The sequence below is a fragment of the Nocardioides baculatus genome, from assembly GCF_016735675.1.
In the GTDB taxonomy this organism is placed as follows: Bacteria; Actinomycetota; Actinomycetes; order Propionibacteriales; family Nocardioidaceae; genus Nocardioides; species Nocardioides baculatus.
Genome location: NZ_JAERSG010000001.1, coordinates 1,027,443 through 1,046,341 on the forward strand (window position 1 = coordinate 1,027,443; position 18,899 = coordinate 1,046,341).

An 18,899-nucleotide genomic window follows, 5' to 3' on the forward strand; every position below is an offset into this window, starting at 1 on the left:
ACTTGAGTGAGATCGACTCAACTGTTTTGCCTCCTGGCTCGCAGCGCGGCAGGATGGCAGCAGCGCCAGCAGGCATCCACAGCATCTATGCAGGAGGTAACAACCATGGCTCGAGCGGTCGGCATCGACCTCGGTACGACGAACTCCGTCGTCGCGGTCCTCGAAGGTGGCGAACCCACCGTCATCGCCAACGCCGAGGGCGCCCGGACCACCCCGTCCGTCGTCGCCTTCACCAAGTCCGGCGAGGTCCTCGTCGGCGAGGTCGCCAAGCGACAGGCGGTCACCAACGTCGACCGCACCATCCGGTCCGTCAAGCGCCACATGGGCGAGGACTGGAAGGTCGACATCGACGACAAGTCCTTCACGCCCCAGCAGATCAGCGCGTTCGTGCTGCAGAAGCTCAAGCGCGACGCGGAGGCCTACCTCGGCGAGACGGTGACCGACGCGGTCATCACCGTCCCGGCGTACTTCTCCGACGCGCAGCGCCAGGCCACCAAGGAGGCCGGCGAGATCGCGGGCCTCAACGTCAGCCGCATCGTCAACGAGCCCACCGCGGCGGCCCTGGCCTACGGCCTCGACAAGGGCGAGGACCAGACCATCCTCGTCTTCGACCTCGGTGGCGGCACGTTCGACGTGTCCCTGCTCGAGATCGGCGAGGGTGTCGTCGAGGTCAAGGCGACCTCCGGTGACAACCACCTCGGTGGTGACGACTGGGACAACCGCGTCGTCGACTGGATGATCAAGAAGTTCAAGGACAACAACGGCGTCGACCTCGGTGCCGACAAGATCGCCAAGCAGCGCCTCCAGGAGGCCGCCGAGAAGGCGAAGATCGAGCTGTCCTCAAGCTCCGAGACCACGATCCACCTGCCCTACATCACCCACGGCGAGGGCGGCCCGCTCCACTTCGAGGAGAAGCTGACCCGCAGCGAGTTCCAGAAGCTGACGGCCGACCTGCTCGACCGCACCAAGGCGCCGTTCCAGTCGGTGCTCAAGGACGGCGGCGTCGCGGTCGACAAGATCGACCACGTCGTGCTCGTCGGCGGCTCCACCCGGATGCCCGCCGTCAGCGAGGTCGTCAAGGAGCTGCTCGGCGGCAAGGAGCCCAACAAGGGCGTCAACCCCGACGAGGTCGTCGCCATCGGCGCCGCGCTCCAGGCCGGCGTCCTCAAGGGCGAGGTCAAGGACGTGCTGCTGCTCGACGTCACCCCGCTGTCCCTCGGCATCGAGACCAAGGGCGGCGTGATGACCACGCTCATCGAGCGCAACACCACGATCCCGACCAAGCGCTCGGAGATCTTCACGACCGCCGACGACAACCAGCCGTCGGTCGAGATCAAGGTCGCGCAGGGCGAGCGCCAGATGTGGAGCCAGAACCAGCCGCTCGGTAACTTCGAGCTGACCGGCCTGCCGCCCGCGCCCCGCGGCGTGCCCAAGATCGAGGTCACCTTCGACATCGACGCCAACGGCATCGTCAACGTCTCCGCCAAGGACCAGGCGTCCGGCCGCGAGCAGAAGATGACGATCTCCGGCGGCTCGGCCCTGTCGAAGGACGAGATCGACCGGATGGTCAAGGAGGCGGAGCAGTACGCCGAGGAGGACGCCAAGCGTCGCGAGTCGGTCGAGGCCCGCAACCAGGGTGACCAGCTCGTCTACACGACCGAGAAGTTCCTCACCGACAACGACGACAAGCTCCCCGAGGACGTCAAGAGCGAGGTCCGCACCGACCTCGACGCCCTCAAGGAGACCCTCGCCAAGGAGGACGCGACGTCGGAGGAGATCACCGCCGGCGTCACCAGGCTCGGCGAGTCCAGCCAGAAGATGGGCGCCGCGATGTACGCCGCCGCGGAGGCCGAGCAGTCGGCTGCCGGCGGTGCCACCGGGGCGACCGGCGAGTCCGACGACGACGTCGTCGACGCCGAGATCGTCGACGAGACGGTCGAGGGCGAGAGCACGGACGGCTCGACCGGCACCGAGGACGAGTCCAAGTGACCGAGCGTCCCAGCGACCTCCCGGAGGGGGAGCCCACCGCGGCTCCCTCTCCGGAGGGCGCGCCCTCCGACGAGGCCACCGGCTTCGGCGACGCGGCCGGCGAGATGACCGATGCCACCGAGGTCGAGGCCCAGGTCGAGGGCGACGCCGTCGCCGGCTCCGACCCGGGCACGGCCGAGGAGCAGGGCCGAGACGAGCGCCAGGAGCAGGACGAGGTCTCCGCCCTGCGCGGCAACGTCGCCAGCCTCACCAACGACCTCCAGCGGCTGCAGGCCGAGTACGCCAACTACCGCAAGCGCGTCGACCGTGACCGCCAGCAGGTCGCGGACTCGGCGTCCTACAAGGCGCTCACCCCGGTGATCGAGGTGCTCGACACGATCGACCGCGCCAAGGAGCACGGCGAGCTCGACGGCGGCTTCAAGACCGTCGCCGACCAGCTCGAGCGGGTCGTCGCTGCCTCAGGCCTGGTGCGCTTCGGTGCGGTCGGGGAGGCGTTCGACCCGACGCTCCACGAGGCGCTCAGCCACCTCGGCACCGAGGAGGGGGTCGAGGTGACGACCATCAAGCACGTCGCCAAGGCCGGCTACACGATGGGCGACCGCGTCGTGCGCGCCGCCCAGGTCCTCGTGGTCGACCCCGTCGAGGGCTGACCACCACGCGATGAGAGGGAGGAGGGGGTTCATCCATGGCTGATGACGGCTTCAGGAACGACTGGGCGACCAAGGACTTCTACCAGGTCCTCGGCATCGCCCAGGACGCGAGCGCGGCCGACGTCAAGAAGGCCTACCGCAAGCTCGCCCGCGAGAACCACCCCGACTCCAACCCCGGCAACGCCGCCAAGCACGAGAAGTTCAAGGCGATCGCCGAGGCCTACGACGTCGTCGGTGACGACGCCAAGCGGAAGAAGTACGACGAGTTCCGCTCGCTCCAGTCCCGGGGCGGGTTCAACCCGGGCATGGGCGGCGGTGGCTTCCAGGGCGGTGGCTTCAACCTCGACGACCTGCTCCGCGAGCGGGGCGGTGGCGGTGGTCTCGGTGACATGTTCGGCGACCTCTTCGGCGGCGCCCAGCGGGGTCGCACTCAGCACCAGCAGCCCCGACCCCGCCGCGGCGCCGACGTCGAGAGCACGGCCACCATCGGGTTCACCGAGGCGCTCGACGGCGTCACGGTCTCGCTCCGGCTGACCTCCGACACGGCGTGCCCCACCTGCCAGGGCACGGGCGGCAAGCCCGGCACTCGGCCGCACATCTGCCCTCAGTGCGAGGGCGCGGGCTTCGTGGTGTCCGGCACCGGTGGCGCGTTCTCGATCAACGAGACCTGCCCCGGGTGTGGCGGGCGCCAGCTGGTGTACGACGAGGCGTGCCCGACCTGCCACGGCAGCGGGCGCGGCACGTCCGCCCGCACCATCCAGGCGCGGGTCCCGGCCGGGGTGAAGGACGGCGCGAGGATCCGGCTCAAGGGCAAGGGCTCGCCCGGCGACAACGGCGGTCCCGCGGGAGACCTCTTCGTCACGGTGAAGGTCGCGCCGCACCGCGTCTTCGGTCGCTCCGGCGACAACCTCACCCTCGACGTGCCCGTCGCGTTCGACGAGGCGGCGCTCGGCGGCGAGGTGAAGATCCCGACCCTCGGCGGTCCGCCGGTGACGCTCAAGCTGCCGCCGGGCACGCCCAACGGACGCACCTTCCGGGTGCGGGGCAAGGGCGCCACCAAGAAGGACGGCTCCAAGGGCGACCTGCTCGCGACCGTGCAGGTGCAGGTGCCCGCCACGCTCGACCAGACGGCGCGCGAGGCCCTCGAGGCCTATCGTGCGGCCATGGCCGGTACGCCCCTGCGCGCAGGACTGTTCGACTCATGAGAACACCCCACGACGTTCTTCGTCTCCCCCGCTTCGCTCCTCCGTCGCACAACGCCGCGGGGATCCCGACATGAGCTCGCCGTTCGGAGCCCCCAGCCCCGAGGCCGCTGTGTACGTCATCAGCGTCGCCGCGGAGCTGACCGGGCTGCACCCGCAGACCCTGCGCGCCTACGAGCGGATGGGCCTCATCGCGCCCGGTCGCACCGGTGGCGGCGGCCGGCGCTACTCCCACCGCGACCTCGAGCGGCTGCGCCAGATCGCCGACCTCACCAGCGCGGGCATCGGGATCGAGGGCGTCCGCCGGATCATGGCTCTCGAGCTCCAGGTCGACGCGCTGCGCGCCCGCAACGAGGAGCTGCAGGCCGAGGTCGAGGCGCTGCGCCACGGCCTCGCCGCCCGCGCCGCCGGCCAGTCGGCCATGCCCGCCAACAAGCTGCCGGTGCTGCACCAGTCCGTCGGCCAGTCCGTCGTCGTCTGGCGCCGCGGCACCTGACGGCGACCACCGCTCCCACGGATGTCCGCGCCGCCGCATAGGGTCGGGGGCGTGATCACCCGATGAGCAAGATGGACAACCTGCGCGCGATGCGCGAGGCGAAGTACGCCGAGTCGCAGAAGCGTGCGGCCGCGGCCCCCGCCCGCCCGAAGGCGCCCGTGGCGCCGCCGGCCCCGGCGAAGACGGCAGGGGACCCCTTGGCCGAGGCGGTCGCATCGACCGACGAGGAGCTGTGCGGCCACCGCAACATGAGCGGTCGCACCTGCACGCGCGAGCGTGGCCACGCGGCCAAGAGCCACCGCTACAGCTAGCCGGCGCGGTCGGCTCAGGCGCTGAGCGCCTCTTCCGGCACGCCGGTCGGGTGGGGCGCAGGCTCCTGGCGGAGCTCGGCGACCTGCGCCACCAGCACGGCCATCACCTCGTCCGCGACGCGGCGGACGGTCGCGTCGTCGACCGGTTGGTCGCCGCTGACGCCGGCGAGGCGTCGTACGTCGATGGGCGCGCCGACCGCGACCGCCACCCGCGGACGCAGGACGGTGTTGCGGAGCAGGCGGGCGACGATGCCGGTCCTGCCGACGACCTGCTGGGCGCCGACGAGGGCGACCGGTACGACGGGGGCGCCCGTGCGGAGCGCGAGCCGGACGGCGCCGGTCTTCGACCGCTCGGGCCAGTGCTGCGGGTCGCGGGTGATCCGCCCCTCGGGGAACAGCCCGACGGCCTCGCCGGCGTCGAGGGCCGTCGCGGCCGCGTCGAGCGAGCCGGCGGCCGAGGCCGTGCCGCGGAGCACGGGGATGAAGCCGAGCCGGCGGGCGAGCGGTCCGACCAGGCCGGAGCGGAACACGCCACCGGTCGCCATCAGGCGCAGCGAGCGGCCCAGCCGTCGGCCGACGAGGGCGAGCAGGATCCCGTCGGCGAAGCTCGTGTGGTTGGCGACCACGATCACCGGTCCGTCGGGGAGCTCGGCGTCCGGGACCGCGCGGCGGGTGAGCTCGAGGCGGCTGACGGCGGAGACGACGGTGCCGAGGAGGCCGGCCGCGAAGGCGTAGAGAAGTGCGGCACGGAGACCGGGGCGCTGCCACGTGGGTTCCATGCGCCGAGTGTCGTCCACCCGCGCCGCGTCGCGCGTGAGTATCCGGGTTCAGGTCCAGTGGCCCGGCCGGGCCAGGTCGTCGGGGAGGACTGTCGCGCCGTCGCCGACGGCCGCGTTGACCTGCGGCTGGGTGAGGAACAGGGAGCTCGCCAGGTCCGCACCACGGAGTTCGGCGCCGCGGAGGTCTGCGCCCAGCAGGTCGGCCTCGGTGAGGTCGCAGCCGGTGAGGTCCGCGCCGATCAGCAGGGCGCCGCGCAGCGAGCAACCGCGAAGGTCCCCGGTGATGCGCTTCCCGGCCAGGTCGCGGCGGGAGTGGTCGGCAGCGTCCGGCCAGCGTCGGCGTACGCGCACACTGGCGTGCGCGAGCAGCCGCCCGACCTGGTCGTGGACCTCGTCGAGGTCGACCGCGAGCAGGGTCTCGGGGTCGGCGGCGGTGAGCGTCTCGATCCGCCGGCGCGCCGCTGCGGCGTCGTCGTCGGGGCTGCGGCGAGCGACCTCGTCGAGGTGCACCAGCATCTCGTGCAGCAGCCGCATCACGGTGAGCACCGCGCCCATCTCGCCGCGGTTGCCGGCCTCGCGCCACGAGACGCCGGCGTAGGTGACCTGCGAGACCTGCTGGCCGGCGCCGAAGCACTCGAAGACCGTGCACCCGGGCCAGCCGTCCTCCCGCAGGGTGGTGTGGATGCCGCAGCGGTCGTCGTCGAGGAGGTTGAGGCAGGGCCGGCCGTTGGGCTTGTCGACGCCGAACCCCGCGTCGGCGGAGAAGGGGAGGAGCACGCAGCAGAGCGCGAAGCAGCTCGAGCAGTCAGACTTCAGCGTCCCCGGTGCAGCCACCGGAGGATGGTGTCATGCGACGGCTCAGTACCAGCTGTTCTGGATCGCGATCGCGTTCACCAGGCAGAGCGCGCCGAAGAGTGCAGCGATGATGCGGTTGTCGTCGAGGTACTTCGGCATCGTGAACAGGCCCATAGACCAAGAGTGCCCGGCTGTCCCAAGAATCAAACAATTGAAAAGTAAAGTCTTCCGCCGGTCGGCAAAGTTCCCCAGAGTTGAGGGGAATCGACTCAACTTGTGGCGCGTTGGACCTGATGGGACCACAGTGGTCCCGGCCACGTGCTCGATCCAGGAGGACCAGAGTTGAGTCAGTTCGGTGCCGAGAAGTTCACCACCCGCAGCCGCGCGGTGATCGAGGCCGCCCAGCTCGCCGCCACCACCGGTGGCAACGCCCACACCGAGGCGATCCACCTGCTCGTCGCCCTCCTCCAGCAGGAGGACGGGTCCACCCGCAGCATGGTGATGAAGGCAGGTGTCGATCCGACCGACCTGCTCGCCCAGGCGGTCGCCGCCCAGCGCGCGCTGCCCAGCGCGACCGGGTCGACCGTCCAGCAGCCCAGCGCCTCCGCGGCGCTCACGCGCGTGCTCGCCTCCTCGCTCGACCTGGCGGGCTCGATGAAGGACGACTACGTCGCCACCGACCACCTGCTCGTCGCGCTCGCGACCGTCGAGTCGTCGGCGCAGAAGGTGCTCACCGACGCCGGCCTCACCGCGGCCGGGCTGCGGGAGGCCATCACGGCCGTCCGCGGCAACCGCCGGGTGACCAGCGAGGCCGCCGAGGCGTCGTACGAGTCACTGGACAAGTACTCCGTCGACCTCACCCGGGCGGCGGAGGACGGCCGGCTCGACCCCGTCATCGGCCGCGACGCCGAGATCCGCCGGGTCGTGCAGGTGCTGTCGCGTCGGACGAAGAACAACCCCGTCCTGATCGGCGAGCCCGGTGTCGGCAAGACCGCCGTCGTCGAGGGGCTCGCGCAGCGCGTGGTCGCCGGCGACGTCCCCGACTCGCTCAAGGGCCGACGCGTCCTGTCGCTCGACCTGGCCGCGATGGTGGCCGGTGCGAAGTACCGCGGCGAGTTCGAGGAGCGGCTCAAGGCCGTGCTGGAGGAGATCAAGGACGCCGGCGGACAGGTCATCACGTTCATCGACGAGCTGCACACGGTCGTCGGCGCGGGCGCCGGTGGCGACTCCGCGATGGACGCCGGCAACATGCTCAAGCCGATGCTCGCGCGCGGCGAGCTGCACATGATCGGCGCCACGACGCTCGACGAGTACCGCGAGCGGATCGAGAAGGACCCGGCGCTGGAGCGCCGCTTCCAGCAGGTCTTCGTCGGTGAGCCCACGGTCGAGGACACGATCCAGATCCTGCGCGGCATCCAGGAGAAGTACGAGGCGCACCACGGCGTACGCATCACCGACGCCGCGCTCGTCGCCGCCGCGACGCTGTCCGACCGCTACATCACCGGTCGCCAGCTGCCCGACAAGGCGATCGACCTCATCGACGAGGCGTCGTCCCGCCTGCGGATGGAGCACGAGTCCTCGCCCGAGGAGATCGACCAGCTCCGGCGCCAGGTCGAGCGGCTCAAGATGGAGGAGTTCGCGCTCGCCAAGGAGACCGACGCCGCGTCGGTCGAGCGGCTCGACACGCTGCGCCGCGACCTCGCCGACCGCGAGGAGGAGCTGCGCGGGCTCGAGGTGCGGTGGGAGCGCGAGAAGGACCAGCTCCAGGGCGAGGGTGAGCTGCGGCGCCAGCTCGACCAGCTCAAGATCGAGGCCGAGAAGAAGCTGCGCGAGGGCGACCTCGCGGGGGCTTCGGAGATCAACTACGCCAAGATCCCCGAGCTCGAGAAGCAGATCGCCGAGGTCGAGAAGGCCGAGGCCGTCGACCTCGAGCCGCTCGTCGGCGAGGAGGTCGGTGCCGAGCAGATCGCCGACGTCGTCGAGGCGTGGACCGGGATCCCCACCGGCAAGATGCTGCAGGGCGAGACCGCCAAGCTCCTCGAGATGGAGTCGGTCATCGGCGAGCGGCTCATCGGGCAGCGCGCGGCCGTGACCGCGGTCAGCGACGCCGTACGCCGCTCGCGCGCCGGGATCGCCGACCCCAACCGGCCGACCGGGTCGTTCCTCTTCCTCGGGCCGACCGGCACCGGCAAGACCGAGCTCGCGAAGTCGCTGGCCGACTTCCTCTTCGACGACGAGCGGGCGATCGTCCGCATCGACATGAGCGAGTACAGCGAGAAGCACTCGGTGTCGCGGCTCGTCGGTGCCCCTCCCGGCTACGTCGGCTACGACGAGGGCGGCCAGCTGACCGAGGCCGTACGACGTCGCCCCTACAGCGTCGTGCTGCTGGACGAGGTCGAGAAGGCGCACCCGGAGGTGTTCGACATCCTGCTGCAGGTGCTCGACGACGGCCGGCTCACCGACGGGCAGGGCCGCACGGTCGACTTCCGCAACACGCTGCTGATCCTCACCTCCAACCTCGGCTCGAACTTCCTGGTCGACCCGTCGCTGGCGCCCGAGGTGAAGCACGAGTCGGTGATGGGCGTCGTGCGGGCGCACTTCAAGCCGGAGTTCCTCAACCGGCTCGACGAGGTCGTGATGTTCGACGCGCTGTCGAAGGACGACCTGGCCCGCATCGTCGACCTGCAGCTCGCGCTGCTCGAGCAGCGGCTCGCGGTCCGGCGGATCACCATCTCGGTGACCGACGCCGCGCGCGCCTGGCTCGCCGACACCGGCTACGACCCGGCCTACGGCGCACGGCCGCTGCGGCGGCTGATCCAGTCCGCCATCGGCGACCCGCTCGCGCGGAGCCTGATCGCCGGCGAGGTGACCGACGGCGGTTCGGTGACGGTCGACGTCGGTGAGGACGGGCTGGTCCTCCGCTGAGTGGGGACTGACGTGTGGGAGTCACCGCTGGAGCGGTGACTCCCACACGATTGGGCCGTTGCAACGGCCGGTCCGCGCAAGACTCCGCACACCTGAGGGTCGTCAGGCGGGGCCGTCCCAGTCCCAGCGGGGCATCGGGAGGTCGGCGGGGACGTCGTCGGCCGAGCCCGGCCAGGCCTGGAACGGCCCGAGCGCCGCCCAGGTGACGTAGTCGGTGAGGGCCGTGCGGAGTCGCGGGTCGTCGGGCACGCCCGCCTCGTCGAAGCTGTCGACGACGCACCGCACGAAGCGCGGGCTCGCCTCCTTCATGTAGTCGCCCTCGGCCGCGTGGAGTCGCTGCACGTGGGACTCGCTGCCGTCCATCGCCCCGGTGTAGGTCGCCGGTCCGCCCAGTGCCTCGGCCCAGTAGGCGGCCAGCCTCGTCGTGTGCTCGGGGTGGTTGTCGTCGTGGGAGAACGGGTGGTTGAGCAGCTCGTCGGCCAGGCAGCGCTCGTGGGTCGCCTCGGCCAGGCGCACGAAGACCTCCATGCCGCCGGTCGCCTCGTAGATCGTGGTCACGTCTCGATCGTCGTACACATCTCTCCGTCGGTCGAGAAGGGCGCCCTGCGCCCGTCACGAGACCCGTCTCCCGCGTGACGGGGTTTCGTGACGGGACTTCGTCCCTCCTCAACCAGCGGTGTGTGTGGCAGGGTCGGGGCCACGCGCCCGGGTCTCTCGGAACTCCCGGGCACTTCTCTCGGGAGCACCACATGCATCGAACGACCATGTCCGCGCGCGCCCGCGCCGGCCGCCGTACCCTCGCCGCGACGCTCGTCGCGCTGCTCGTCGGAGTCCTGGCGCTGACGGCCGCCGCACCCGCCCAGGCGGCCAGCGCGTGGCCGATCACCAAGGCCGGGCAGCCGCGCAACAACAACGCGATGGCCCTGCAGTACCTCCTGACCGCCCGGGGCTACCCGACGACCGCGGACGGCGTCTTCGGCAGCGGCACGACGGCCAACCTCCAGTCCTTCCAGTCGGCGCAGGGGATCTCGCCCGTCGACGGCATCGCCGGCAGCGGCACCTGGCCGCGGCTGGTCATCCAGGTCGCGCAGGGCTCGGCCGACACCAACGCGGTGAAGGCCGCGCAGACGCAGCTCAACAAGTACGGCGCGAACCTCGTCGTGGACGGCGTCTTCGGCTCGCGCACCCGCGCGTCCGTCGTCCAGTTCCAGGCCAACCGCGGCCTGTCGCAGACCGGCACCGTCGACCTCGCGACCTGGCAGGAGCTGCTCGGCTGGAGCCAGACCTACGACCAGACGCTCTGCTACGTCACCGGCGGCTCGACCGCGTCATCGCTGATCCCGGCGCAGGTCGACAACGTGCAGCGGATCCTCACCGCGACCCGCAACGCCGGCGGCAACCGCAACGCGCAGATCATCGCGCTGATGACGGCGATGCAGGAGTCTCGCCTCTGCAACATCCAGTTCGGCGACCGCGACTCGCTCGGCCTCTTCCAGCAGCGGCCGAGCCAGGGCTGGTGCAGCGGCGGTACGGCCTGCGTCAACCCGACGTACGCCACGCAGGGCTTCCTCGGCGTCTCGGCCTACACGACCAACCCCGGCCTCTTCGACATCTCCGGCTGGGAGACGATGGGCAAGACCTACGCCGCCGACAAGGTGCAGCGCTCCTGCTGCCCGACGGCGTACGCCCAGTGGGAGTCGATGGCCACGACGCTGGCCGACACCTACTGATCTCCCTTGCTCGCTCCGCTGGTCGAGGAGGTCGCGCCGCGACCGTCACGAGACCATGGCCCCACTGGCCGGGTCTCGTGACAGGCACCAGGGCGCCTCGACCAGCGGTTTCTCGACCAACGGCAAGGCTGCTCTCAGCCGGCTGAGGGATGCTGTCCTGCGTGAGTACGACGACCGCTGCCCGTCGCGCGTGGTGGCGACTCCCGGACACGCCGGTGCCCGGTGGTGTGCCGGAGCTGGCGAAGGCCCTGCTGTGGTGCGAGCTCGCGCTGGTCCTGCTCGTGTCGCTCGGCCGCTCGGCGGTCTACTCGGTGGTCAACCTCGTCGCGGCGCTCACGGCACCCGGGCCGCTGTCGGCGCAGGGGGCCAACCTCAACAACTCGCTCGCCCCCGAGCGGCCGTGGCTCGACCTGACCTACCAGCTGCTGCGGATCGGCTTCGCGCTCGTGCCCGTCGCGCTGGCGGCGTACCTCCTGGTCCGGTCGGGCTCGCGCCTCACCGAGGTGTGGGCCCGCGGCGGTCGCTGGGCGTCCCTCGGCGACCTCGGTCGCGGGGCGGTCCTCGCGCTCGGCGTCGGGTCGGTCGGCGTGGTGTTCTACCTCGCGACCTACGCCCTCGGCACCAACCTCACCGTCGTCGCGCAGTCGCTGCCGGGTGAGTGGTGGCAGGTACCGGTGCTCGTGCTCGCCGCCGCCGAGAACGCCGTGCTCGAGGAGTTCGTCGTGCTGGGCTTCGTGCAGGTGCGGTTGCGCCAGATCGGCTTCGGCGACACCGCAGCGATCGGCCTGGCGGCGCTGCTGCGCGGGTCCTACCACCTCTACCAGGGCCTCGGCGGGTTCGTCGGCAACCTCGTCATGGGGCTGCTCTTCGGCTACCTGTTCCGCCGCTGGGGCCGGGTGATGCCGTTCGTGGTCGCGCACACGCTGCTCGACGTCGGCGCCTTCGTCGGGTACGCCGCCCTGGCCGGCCGTGTCGACTGGCTGCCGACGCTCTAGCGGGCGGCGGCCTCAGCGGGCCGCGTCTCGGGGGCCGCGAGCCAGAGGGGGATCGCGAGCAGGCTGACGAGCGCGGTCGTCGCGAACGCCCAGCCGAAACCCGACTGGTCGGCGATCAGGCCGACCAGGACCGGTCCCAGGATGGCGCCCGCGTCCTGCGACATCTGGAAGGTGCTCAGCACCGTGCCGCCGCTGCGTCCGGACCCCACGACGTCGGCCACGCTGGCCTGCTGGCCGGGGTTCACCAGCCCCGCGCCGATGCCGGAGAGCACCGACAGCACCAGCAGCACGACGAGCGAGTGGCTCAGCCCGAGCGGGCCGAGCGACAGGGCGGTGACGACGAGACCGGCGACGACGAGGGGGCGACGCCCGAGCGAGTCGGCGAGGCGCCCGGAGACCTGGAGGGTGGCGGCGGTGCCGGCCGCGGCGAGTGCGAGCGCGACGCCGGCCACCCAGGTGTCGTCGTGCACCGCCACCGCGAGCTGCGGCAGCACGGCCACGCGGACCCCGAAGTTGCACCAGCCGTTGGCGAAGCCCGAGCCCAGCGCGGCGACATAGGCCCGGTGCCCGAGCGCCTCGCCCAGCCGCATCGGCGGGTCCAGCGGGCCGGCGTGGTCGGCCGGTCGCAGGCGGGCGCCGCCGAGCCGCACGCCGACGAGCGCGGCCGCGGCGACCAGCGCGACGGCGTACACCACGAAGGGGACCCGGAGGCCGAAGCCCGCGAGGGCGCCACCGAGCACCGGGCCGACCATGCCGCCGATGAGGAACGCGCTGGCGTAGGCCGAGGAGACCCGGCCCCGGATGGCCGGCGGGGCCAGCCTGACCAGCAGTGCCATCGCGGAGACGGTGAACATCGTCGAGCCGATCCCGCCGAGCCCGCGCAGCACCAGCAGCTGGACGTAGCTCTGCGAGAACGCCGTGGCCAGCGAGGAGGCGGCGACCACGAGCAGCCCGGCCAGGTAGACCGGACGCTCACCGAGGCGCTGGATCAGCGCACCGCCGGCGGGTGCGAAGACGAGGCGGAAGAAGGCGAAGGCCGAGACCACGACCGAGGCGGCGGCGACGCCGACGTCGAAGCTGCGCGCGTAGGCGGGCAGGACGGGGGAGACGAGTCCGAATCCGATCGCGATGAGGAAGGCGGCCGCGAGCAGGACCCGGATCTCCGCCGGCAGGGATGGGGTGCCGGCAGGCGTGCGGAGCTTCACTCGTGGACGTCGACCTCTTCGGTGGCGAGCTCCTCGGCGCGGCGCTCATCGGCGCGTCGGCCGAGCCAGCCCCCGCCCCACAGCGCGACGAGCACGAGGACCGGCTGGAAGAAGAGGCGGATGAAGCGCGCCCGGTCGGTGTCGAGGCCGAACGCGTCGGTGCCCTCGACGTACTGCGCGATGTTGCCCGGGAAGATCGCGACGAAGAACGCCGCGAGCAGCGCGCCGATCGTGCGGCGGTGCTGCGGCATCGCGACGAACGCACTGCCCAGGGCGATCTCGACGACGCCGGACCCGACGACGGTGAGGTCCTCGTCGATCGGGAACCAGTCCGGCACCTGCGCCTGGAACTCCGCGCGCTGCGTGGTCAGGTGGAGCACGCCCGCGGTGACCATGAAGCCGCCGAGCACGACGCGGCCGACTGTCTGAGCCTTCATGCCCCCAGCCTAGGCGGGCGGCAGGAGCACGCCCGGATTCATCAGCCCCGCGGGGTCGAGCGCAGCCTTGACCGCCCGCATCAGGTCGACCTCCACCTCACTCTTGTACGACGCCCCCGCGACGGCCTTCGTCCGACCGAGGCCGTGCTCGGCGCTGATCGAGCCGTTGCCGGCGGCGACGGAGTCGTAGATCGCCGTCGAGAGGTCGCGCTCCGCCGCGCGCAGGTCGTCGTCGCGACCCACCGGAGAGCTCAGGTTGTAGTGCAGGTTGCCGTCGCCGACGTGGCCGTAGGTCACCGGACGGACGCCCGGGAGGACCTCGTCGAGCACGGGACCGATCGAGCTCGCCCACGCGGCGAGGTCGGCGATCGGCAGGGTGACGTCGTGCTTGAGGGTCGCGCCCTCGACCTTCTGCGCCTCCGAGATCCCCTCGCGGAGTGCCCAGAGCGCGGACCGCTGGGCGGGGCTGCCGGCGATCGCCGCGTCGGTGGCGAGGTCGGCCTCGACAGCGGCGCCGAGAATCGCCTCCAGGGCACCGTCGAGGCCGTCTTCGGACGACGCTCCGGCCAGCTCGACCAGGACGTACCAGTCGCTCGGCCCGGCCAGCGGGTCGCTCGCCCCGGGGAGGTGGGTGAGGACGAGGTCGAGGGCCTGACGGTTCGCGATCTCGAAGGTCGCCAGGTGCGCGCCCGCGTGCTGCTGGGCGACGCCGAGCAGCGCCACTGCGGCGTCGACCGACGGCACGGCCACCCACGCGGTCGCGTGCCGCGGCGTCGCCGGGAACAGCCGGAGGACGGCTCCGGTGATGACACCGAGCGTGCCCTCGGACCCGATGAAGAGGTCCTTGAGCGAGTAACCGGTGTTGTCCTTGCGCAGCGCCCGCAGCCCGTCCCAGACCCGGCCGTCGGGCAGCACGACCTCGAGGCCGAGCACGAGCTCGCGGGTCATGCCGTAGCGCAGGACCGCGGTGCCACCGGCGTTCGTGGCGAGGTTGCCGCCGATCGTGCAGCTGCCCTCCGAGCCCAGCGACATCGGGAAGAGCCGACCCGCCCCGGCGGCCGCGGCCTGCACGTCGGCGAGCACGACCCCGGCGTCCACGGTGATCGTCCCGGCGACCGGGTCGACGTCGCGCACGGTGCGCATCCGGCCGAGCGACAGCACGACCTGGCCGCCGGAGGAGTCGGGCACGCCGCCGCCGACGAGCCCGGTGTTGCCGCCCTGCGGCACGATCGCGGCCCCGGCCGCGTGGCACGCGGCGACCACGTCGGCCACCTCGGCCGTCGATCCCGGCCGCACCACGGCGAGCGCCCGACCGGAGTGGACGCCCGTCCAGTCGACGACGTACGCCGCCACGTCTGCGTCGTCGGTGAGCACGTGCTCCGCGCCGACGGCCGTACGGAGGTGGTCGAGCAGGTCGGTCATGACAGGTCCCTCTTCGTGGATCAGCCCAGCAGCACGGCGACGAGCAGCGCCACCGGCAGCGAGGCCAGCGTGGTGACAAGGATGGTCTCGCGCGCCACATCCTCGCCGACGCGGTAGCGGGTGGCGTGCAGGAAGATGTTCTGCGCGGTCGGGAGCGCGGCGGTGATCACGACGCCGAGCAGCACCCGGTCGTCGAGCCCGAGCGCCAGGCCGACCGACCAGGCGACCACCGGCATGACGACCAGCTTGAGCACGCTCGCCACCAGCACCTCCCCGTTGTGGCCGGCGCGGCCGAGGGGCGGGCTCAGCCTCAGCGCGGCGCCGTACGACATCAGCATCAGCGGGATCGCCGCCCCGGCCAGCATCTCCAGGGGCGACACGACGGCTGCGGGCAGCCGCCAGCCGGTGAGGGCGAGGACGAGGCCGACGACCGCGGCGATGGTCAGCGGGTTGGTGACGAGCCGGCGCAGCGCCTGCCCGACGCCCTCGCCGCGGCCGGTGATCCGGTCGAGCACGATGAGGGCGGCCGGCTGCACGACGAGCATCTGGACCAGGAGCGTCGGCACGACGACGGTGATGTCGCCGACGACGTAGGCGGCCATGGCGATGCCGAGGTTGCCGGCGTTGACGTAGGACGAGGTGAGCGCGCCGATCAGCAACGGCCCGGTCGACAGGCCCCAGCGGAGCCGCGCGACGACGACGTACGCCGCGAAGCACGCGCCGAGGGAGACGGTCGAGGCGACGAGGTTGGCCGCCGCCGCCTGGAGGTGGACCTGGCTGATCGTGACGACCATCAGGGCGGGGGAGGCGACGAAGAACGCGATCTCGCCGAGGGTGCGCTGCGAGCGGCGGTCGAGGACGCCGGCGTGAGCGAGCCCGGCGCCGGCGGCGATGACGACGAGGATCGTCGTGAAGCCGATCAGCAGGTCCATGCGTGCACCTCCCCGGGTATCGCGCGATAGCGAGGTCGTCCTGTACGGCGCGACCGCAGCCCGGCAAGGATGTCGTGGTGACCTCCGACGCCCAGCACCCGCCCCAGGCCCGTGTCGTCCAGCTCGGAGGGCTGATGCCCTTCGTCCGCGAGTGGCTCGAGGAGCGGTACGCCGCCCCGGTGCTGGCCGACCTCGCGCAACCCGCGGGCGTCGAGGTGGCGGTCGTCGGGGGCGGCGCCCCGGCAGGAGCCGCGGAGATGGACTCCCTGCCCGACCTGCGGGCGATCGTGAACTTCGGCGTCGGCTACGACAACGTCGACGTCGCTGAGGCCTCGCGCCGCGGCATCGTGGTCTCGAACACCCCGGACGTGCTGACCGACGCGGTCGCCGACCTCGCGGCCTTCCTGGTCGTCGACGTGCTGCGCGGCATCACGGCGGCCGATCGCTTCGTCCGCAGCGGTGCGTGGGCTCGCGGCGAGAAGTTCCCGCTCACCCGCGACGTGCGCGGCGCGGTCGTCGGCGTGCTCGGGCTGGGGCGCATCGGCGCCGCCGCGGCGGAGCGGCTGGAAGCCTTCGGGGCCGAGGTCCACTACCACTCGCGCAGCCCCAAGGACGTGGCCTGGACCTACCACGCCAGCCCGGTCGAGCTGGCGTCCGCGAGCGACGTGCTGGTGGTGCTGACGCCCGGCGGTGCGGGCACCGAGCACCTCGTCGACGCCGCCGTGCTCGACGCGCTCGGGCCGGAGGGCTACCTCGTCAACGTCGCCCGCGGCTCGGTGGTGGACGAGGTCGCGCTCGTCGCCGCGCTGGAGGACGGGCGCATCGCCGGTGCGGGGCTCGACGTGTTCGCGGACGAGCCGCACGTGCCCGAGGCCCTGCTCGCCCGCGACGACGTCGTGCTGCTGCCGCACGTCGGCAGTGCGACGACCCAGACGCGCGAGGCGATGGGCCGGGTCGTGCTCGACAACGTCGACGCGTTCCTCGAGCGCGGCGAGCTGGTGACTCCCGTCTGACACGTCATCTCCTGGGTCTTGACGAACTCATGCGATGAGTTGCAAACTCATCATACAAGTTGGTCACGACCCGAGGGAACCCCATGACGCTCACCGCCACCCCTGATCTCGCCCCGCCCGCCTCCGCAGCTGCGACGAGCACGGGAGATCGCATCCGCAGCATCACCGTGTCGCACGTCGTGCTCCCGCTGCCCAACCCGGTCAGCGACGCCAAGGTGCTCACCGGTCGCCAGAAGCCGCTGACCGAGACCGTCATGCTCTTCGTCGAGCTCACCACCGAGCAGGGCCTCGAGGGGATGGGCTTCAGCTACAGCAAGCGCGCGGGCGGCAAGGCGCAGTACGCCCACCTCAAGGAGGTCCTCGACGTCGCGATCGGCCAGGACCCCAACGACATCGCGAAGATCTACGAGTCGCTGATGTGGGCCGGTGCCTCCGTCGGCCGCTCGGGTGTCGCGACCCAGGCGGTCGCCGCGCTCGACGTCGCGCTGTACGACCTCAAGGCCCGTCGCGCGGGCCTCCCTCTGGCCAAGCTGCTCGGCGCGCACCGCGACTCGTGCCGCGTCTACAACACCTCCGGCGGCTTCCTCCAGGCCTCGGTCGAGGAGATCAAGGAGAAGGCGACCGCCTCGATCGAGTCCGGCATCGGCGGCATCAAGATCAAGGTCGGCCAGCCCGACTGGCGCGAGGACCTGCGCCGGGTCGCCGCCCTGCGCGAGCACCTCGGCGACGGACCGTTCATGGTCGACGCCAACCAGCAGTGGGACCGCGCCCGCGCCCGCCGGATGTGTCGCGAGCTCGAGCAGCACGACCTGGTCTGGATCGAGGAGCCGCTCGACGCCTGGGACCACGTCGGCCACGCCGACCTCTCGCGGACCTTCGACACCCCGATCGCGACCGGCGAGATGCTGACCTCGGTCGACGAGCACATGGGCCTGGTCAACGCCGGCTACCGCGGCATCGTGCAGCCCGACGCCCCGCGCATCGGCGGCATCACGCCGTTCCTGCGCTTCGCCACCCTCGCCGCGCACCACCGCCTCGACCTCGCGCCGCACTACGCGATGGAGATCCACCTGCACCTCGCGGCGACGTACCCCACCGAGCCGTGGGTCGAGCACTTCGAGTGGCTCAACCCGCTCTTCGAGGAGCGCATCGACATCCGCGACGGCCACATCTTCGTGCCCGACCGCCCGGGCCTCGGCTTCACGCTGACCGAGCGCATGCGCGAGCTGACCCTGGAGACGGCTACCTTCTCCGCATGACGACCCTCTCCGCGGGCGTGGTCGCCGGCCTCAAGGACAAGATCCTGGCCGGCGACCTCGCCCCCGGCGCCAAGCTGCCGTCCGAGTCGGAGCTCATCGAGGAGTACGCCGTCTCCCGCACCGTCGTACGCGAGGCGGTGACCCGGCTGCGGGCCGAGGGCCTCGTCGAGACCCAGCAGGGCCGCGGCTCCTTCGTGCTCGCGGTGCCCGAGGCGTCGTCGTTCCTCGTCGAGTCGTCGGCGATCCGCACGCAGGCCGACGTGATGGCGATGCTCGACTTCCGCATCGGCGTCGAGAGCGAGGCGGCCGCCCTGGCCGCGCGCGACCACGCGCCCGGCGACGTCGCGGCGATCGAGGAGGCGATGGCCGGCTTCGTGCGCGCCGGCCACGAGGGCGCCGTCGAGGCCGACTTCGCCTTCCACCTGGCCATCGCGAAGGCGACCGGCAACAGGTTCTACGTCGACCTGCTCGGCTCGCTCGGACCGATGATGATCATGCTGCCGCGCACCCGGCTGGGCGAGGCGTACTCGATGACCGACGCGAGCCACGTCGAGCGCGTCCAGCGCGAGCACGACAACGTCGCGGCCGCCGTCCTCGCCGGCGACGCCGAGACGGCCCGCGCCGCCATGCGCCTCCACCTCGGCAACACCCGCCGCCGCGTCACCTGAGCTGCTCCGCCGCTGGTCGAGGAGGTCGCGCAGCGACCGTCACGAGACCTGGTCGTCGGACGGGTGGGTCTCGTGACAGGCGCCAGGGCGC

18 protein-coding genes are annotated in these 18,899 nt (G+C 71.9%); 11 read left to right on the forward strand and 7 right to left on the reverse strand.

Annotated features, from left to right (window positions below; genetic code table 11):
* The first annotated feature begins 105 nt into the window (after positions 1-105).
* From dnaK to JI751_RS04985, 5 genes are all read left to right on the forward strand, one after another.
* Positions 106-1,989: a molecular chaperone DnaK gene (dnaK, locus tag JI751_RS04965; protein ID WP_201934061.1), complete on the forward strand. Its 1,884-nt coding sequence runs from the start codon at positions 106-108 to the stop codon at positions 1,987-1,989.
* Positions 1,986-2,639, forward strand: a complete 654-nt coding sequence (gene grpE, locus JI751_RS04970) for a nucleotide exchange factor GrpE (protein ID WP_307813840.1) — start codon at positions 1,986-1,988, stop codon at positions 2,637-2,639. Before dnaK ends, grpE begins: the two co-directional genes overlap by 4 nt.
* 35 nt (positions 2,640-2,674) lie before the next feature.
* Complete coding sequence (dnaJ, locus tag JI751_RS04975; RefSeq protein ID WP_201934063.1) at positions 2,675-3,844, forward strand: molecular chaperone DnaJ; 1,170 nt, start codon at positions 2,675-2,677, stop codon at positions 3,842-3,844.
* A 70-nt stretch (positions 3,845-3,914) separates the two neighbouring features.
* A complete protein-coding gene (locus JI751_RS04980; RefSeq protein ID WP_201934066.1) occupies positions 3,915-4,337 on the forward strand; it encodes a heat shock protein transcriptional repressor HspR in 423 nt (140 codons plus the stop codon).
* A gap of 62 nt (positions 4,338-4,399) precedes the next feature.
* Positions 4,400-4,648, forward strand: coding sequence for a hypothetical protein (locus tag JI751_RS04985; RefSeq protein WP_201934069.1), 249 nt, complete (start codon positions 4,400-4,402; stop codon positions 4,646-4,648).
* Positions 4,649-4,662: 14 nt separating this feature from the next.
* On the opposite strand, the gene JI751_RS04990 is transcribed toward JI751_RS04985, so the two are convergent.
* The gene (locus JI751_RS04990) at positions 4,663-5,427 is read right to left on the reverse strand and encodes a lysophospholipid acyltransferase family protein (RefSeq protein ID WP_201934072.1); all 765 of its coding nucleotides are present in this window, start codon (positions 5,425-5,427) and stop codon (positions 4,663-4,665) included.
* 48 nt (positions 5,428-5,475) lie between these two features.
* Positions 5,476-6,261, reverse strand: a complete 786-nt coding sequence (locus JI751_RS04995; RefSeq protein WP_201934076.1) for a pentapeptide repeat-containing protein — start codon at positions 6,259-6,261, stop codon at positions 5,476-5,478.
* A gap of 303 nt (positions 6,262-6,564) precedes the next feature.
* On the opposite strand from JI751_RS04995, the gene clpB reads away from it, so the two are divergent.
* On the forward strand, positions 6,565-9,147 hold the full coding sequence (gene clpB / locus JI751_RS05000; RefSeq protein WP_201934078.1) for an ATP-dependent chaperone ClpB: 2,583 nt from the start codon (positions 6,565-6,567) through the stop codon (positions 9,145-9,147).
* Between the two features lie 102 nt (positions 9,148-9,249).
* Here the strand turns inward: clpB and JI751_RS05005 are convergent, their stop codons facing one another.
* Positions 9,250-9,705 (reverse strand): globin domain-containing protein, encoded by a 456-nt coding sequence (locus JI751_RS05005; RefSeq protein ID WP_201934080.1) that lies wholly within the window; start codon positions 9,703-9,705, stop codon positions 9,250-9,252.
* Positions 9,706-9,896: 191 nt separating this feature from the next.
* Here JI751_RS05005 and JI751_RS05010 point away from each other — a divergent pair, with 191 nt between their 5' ends.
* Positions 9,897-10,877, forward strand: coding sequence for a peptidoglycan-binding domain-containing protein (locus JI751_RS05010; protein ID WP_201934082.1), 981 nt, complete (start codon positions 9,897-9,899; stop codon positions 10,875-10,877).
* 161 nt (positions 10,878-11,038) lie between these two features.
* Positions 11,039-11,872 carry a CPBP family intramembrane glutamic endopeptidase gene (locus tag JI751_RS05015; RefSeq protein WP_307813843.1) on the forward strand — a complete coding sequence of 278 codons (834 nt, stop codon included), beginning with the start codon at positions 11,039-11,041 and terminating at the stop codon, positions 11,870-11,872.
* Here JI751_RS05015 and JI751_RS05020 read toward each other — a convergent pair.
* Genes JI751_RS05020 through JI751_RS05035 form a run of 4 tightly spaced genes read right to left on the reverse strand, consistent with a single transcriptional unit; the run spans position 11,869 to position 15,868 of the window.
* Entirely contained in the window at positions 11,869-13,077 is a 1,209-nt protein-coding gene (locus tag JI751_RS05020) for an MFS transporter (protein ID WP_201934088.1), read from the reverse strand. The genes JI751_RS05015 and JI751_RS05020 overlap by 4 nt on opposite strands.
* Positions 13,074-13,514: a DoxX family protein gene (locus JI751_RS05025; RefSeq protein WP_201934090.1), complete on the reverse strand. Its 441-nt coding sequence runs from the start codon at positions 13,512-13,514 to the stop codon at positions 13,074-13,076. The genes JI751_RS05020 and JI751_RS05025 overlap by 4 nt, the downstream gene beginning before the upstream one ends.
* A 9-nt stretch (positions 13,515-13,523) precedes the next feature.
* A complete protein-coding gene (locus tag JI751_RS05030) occupies positions 13,524-14,936 on the reverse strand; it encodes an FAD-binding oxidoreductase (protein ID WP_201934092.1) in 1,413 nt (470 codons plus the stop codon).
* A gap of 20 nt (positions 14,937-14,956) precedes the next feature.
* Positions 14,957-15,868: an AEC family transporter gene (locus JI751_RS05035; RefSeq protein ID WP_201934094.1), complete on the reverse strand. Its 912-nt coding sequence runs from the start codon at positions 15,866-15,868 to the stop codon at positions 14,957-14,959.
* A 77-nt stretch (positions 15,869-15,945) separates the two neighbouring features.
* Here JI751_RS05035 and JI751_RS05040 point away from each other — a divergent pair, with 77 nt between their 5' ends.
* The 3 genes from JI751_RS05040 to JI751_RS05050 all read left to right on the forward strand — a co-directional run bounded on the left by JI751_RS05040 (position 15,946) and on the right by JI751_RS05050 (position 18,808).
* The gene (locus JI751_RS05040) at positions 15,946-16,881 is read left to right on the forward strand and encodes a 2-hydroxyacid dehydrogenase (protein WP_307813845.1); all 936 of its coding nucleotides are present in this window, start codon (positions 15,946-15,948) and stop codon (positions 16,879-16,881) included.
* 83 nt (positions 16,882-16,964) lie between these two features.
* Positions 16,965-18,140, forward strand: a complete 1,176-nt coding sequence (locus tag JI751_RS05045; RefSeq protein ID WP_201934097.1) for an L-talarate/galactarate dehydratase — start codon at positions 16,965-16,967, stop codon at positions 18,138-18,140.
* Complete coding sequence (locus JI751_RS05050; protein WP_201934099.1) at positions 18,137-18,808, forward strand: FadR/GntR family transcriptional regulator; 672 nt, start codon at positions 18,137-18,139, stop codon at positions 18,806-18,808. Before JI751_RS05045 ends, JI751_RS05050 begins: the two co-directional genes overlap by 4 nt.
* The last annotated feature ends 91 nt before the right edge of the window (positions 18,809-18,899 follow it).

What these genes read in the sequence shown, in the direction of transcription:
- dnaK (WP_201934061.1), top strand. Translation starts at nt 106, where the DNA reads ATGGCTCGAGCGGTCGGCATCGACCTCGGTACGACGAACTCCGTCGTC.
- dnaJ (WP_201934063.1), top strand. Translation starts at nt 2,675, where the DNA reads ATGGCTGATGACGGCTTCAGGAACGACTGGGCGACCAAGGACTTCTAC.
- JI751_RS04980 (WP_201934066.1), top strand. Translation starts at nt 3,915, where the DNA reads ATGAGCTCGCCGTTCGGAGCCCCCAGCCCCGAGGCCGCTGTGTACGTC.
- JI751_RS04985 (WP_201934069.1), top strand. Translation starts at nt 4,400, where the DNA reads ATGAGCAAGATGGACAACCTGCGCGCGATGCGCGAGGCGAAGTACGCC.
- JI751_RS04990 (WP_201934072.1), bottom strand. Translation starts at nt 5,427, where the DNA reads ATGGAACCCACGTGGCAGCGCCCCGGTCTCCGTGCCGCACTTCTCTAC.
- JI751_RS05010 (WP_201934082.1), top strand. Translation starts at nt 9,897, where the DNA reads ATGCATCGAACGACCATGTCCGCGCGCGCCCGCGCCGGCCGCCGTACC.
- JI751_RS05025 (WP_201934090.1), bottom strand. Translation starts at nt 13,514, where the DNA reads ATGAAGGCTCAGACAGTCGGCCGCGTCGTGCTCGGCGGCTTCATGGTC.
- JI751_RS05030 (WP_201934092.1), bottom strand. Translation starts at nt 14,936, where the DNA reads ATGACCGACCTGCTCGACCACCTCCGTACGGCCGTCGGCGCGGAGCAC.
- JI751_RS05035 (WP_201934094.1), bottom strand. Translation starts at nt 15,868, where the DNA reads ATGGACCTGCTGATCGGCTTCACGACGATCCTCGTCGTCATCGCCGCC.
- JI751_RS05045 (WP_201934097.1), top strand. Translation starts at nt 16,965, where the DNA reads ATGACGCTCACCGCCACCCCTGATCTCGCCCCGCCCGCCTCCGCAGCT.
- JI751_RS05050 (WP_201934099.1), top strand. Translation starts at nt 18,137, where the DNA reads ATGACGACCCTCTCCGCGGGCGTGGTCGCCGGCCTCAAGGACAAGATC.